At 61.3% G+C, this 1,557-nt stretch carries 2 protein-coding genes and 1 pseudogene; 1 reads left to right on the top strand and 2 read right to left on the bottom strand.

The features are described 5' to 3' along the window. Both ACGVJ8_RS10105 and grpE read right to left on the bottom strand, forming a co-directional pair. Nucleotides 1–353 (bottom strand): DnaJ domain-containing protein (locus ACGVJ8_RS10105; protein ID WP_392347752.1); only part of this gene is annotated, 353 nt, incomplete at its 3' end. Continuing rightward, the gene (gene grpE, locus ACGVJ8_RS10110; RefSeq protein WP_392347754.1) at nt 353–1,027 is read right to left on the bottom strand and encodes a nucleotide exchange factor GrpE; all 675 of its coding nucleotides are present in this window, start codon (nt 1,025–1,027) and stop codon (nt 353–355) included. The genes ACGVJ8_RS10105 and grpE, both read right to left, overlap by 1 nt. A gap of 99 nt (nt 1,028–1,126) precedes the next feature. Between grpE and ACGVJ8_RS10115 the strand changes: the two are divergent. After that, a pseudogene (locus tag ACGVJ8_RS10115) lies at nt 1,127–1,557 on the top strand (type II/IV secretion system protein); the annotation flags it as partial.

The raw sequence follows: 1,557 nt of genomic DNA on the forward strand, positions 1-1,557 counted from the left end.
TCATCGCCCTGCTGTGGACCACGCCTCCTTGGGCGCCCACCGGCCGACCCACCAGGCCCACCGAAGCCCTGGAAGAACGTCTCGAAAAGATCGGCGAATCCCCCCATATCGCCCATGTCCGGAGCCCCGGCCGCTCCGCCAAGACCGGCTTCACCGAACTGGTCGTAACGGGCTCGGGTCTGAGGATCACTGAGAACCTCATAGGCACGACCGATTTCCTTGAACCGATCTTCAGCTCCCGCTTCCTTATTGATATCAGGGTGATATTGACGAGCCAGACGTCTGTAGGCCCGCTTCAACGTGTCGGCATCGGCATCCCGACCGACCCCGAGCAAGTCGTAGAAATCGGCCATTAATCCTGCTCCGTCTCGGACTGATCCTCGTTGGCCGGCGGCTCAGCTGTGGCAGCGGCAGAATCGGATGGACCTGGACCCATCGAGACCTTCACCATCGCGTGGCGAAGGACCCGACCATTCAGGTGATATCCGCGTTGCAGCTCTTCAGTGACAACATCCTCAGGATGCTCGGTGCTCTCTTCACGCAGCACCGCCTCGTGGAGGGACGGGTCGAAATCCTGACCGACCACTTCCATCCGAGCCACACCCTGCTGCTTCAGCACCTCAACGAGCTGTTTGTAGAGCCCCTGATAGCTGCGATGCAAAGCCTGCGCCTCTTCTCCCTCAGGATTGAGTTGCTGACGGGCCCGCTCGAAGTTATCCACCACGGGGAGGATTTCACTCAGCGTTGAGCACACCAGCTGCTGGCGCAGATCGTCTTGATCTCGGCTCTGACGCTTGCGGAAATTGTCAAAGTCAGCGGCGATCCGCATGTACTGGCCCTGCAGCGTCTCGTGTTCGGCCTTCAGCGTCTGCAATTCCTGCTCGAGTTGCTGCAACCGATCCCCGGCGTCAGGCGCTGCGGATGATTCCGCTTGATCGGGCGCTTCGACTGGCGAATCGGACGCAATCGGCGCATCGATCGCCTCGACGGTCTGATCCTGCTCAGGGGTGGAAGCGTCGCCGCTCATGTCGACCGGTCCGGAAGAACTGTCTAGACATGTTGAAGGGCAACGCTGACCTCCCACAAGCTGCGGAAGCCCGCACCTTCTCGATTCACTGCAAAATCCGTGACCCAGGCACGCCCCATTGCTGACTCGGCTTCACCGGAACAACAACGCTTCGAGCTCGAACTGCTCCTCCAGGAGGCTGTGCCAGACCGCGATGAACTCGCGACGGCTCGACAGCTGCTGGAGAGTCATCCCCTGGGCCTGAGCCCGCAGCAATGGCAGAACCTGCAGGCATTGCCATTGGCCATCAATGAGCAGATGTTGGACCTGGCGGTCCCCAGCCACTGGGGTGCCGAGGAACGGCAGTCGTTGCATGAGCAGCTGGACACCGGACCACGCACCGTGCACTGGCGGTCCGCACTGCTACAGGACCTGATGGAGGTGCTGAACACCACCCCGGACGTGGAGACCCCACCACCACCAGCCCCCCAGCCGGCACAGAACCAGATCCAGAGCGAGACCAGCGAAGACGCCAACAACGACATTCCGGT

The organism is Parasynechococcus sp. (genome assembly GCF_042954245.1).
GTDB lineage: Bacteria > Cyanobacteriota > Cyanobacteriia > PCC-6307 > Cyanobiaceae > Parasynechococcus.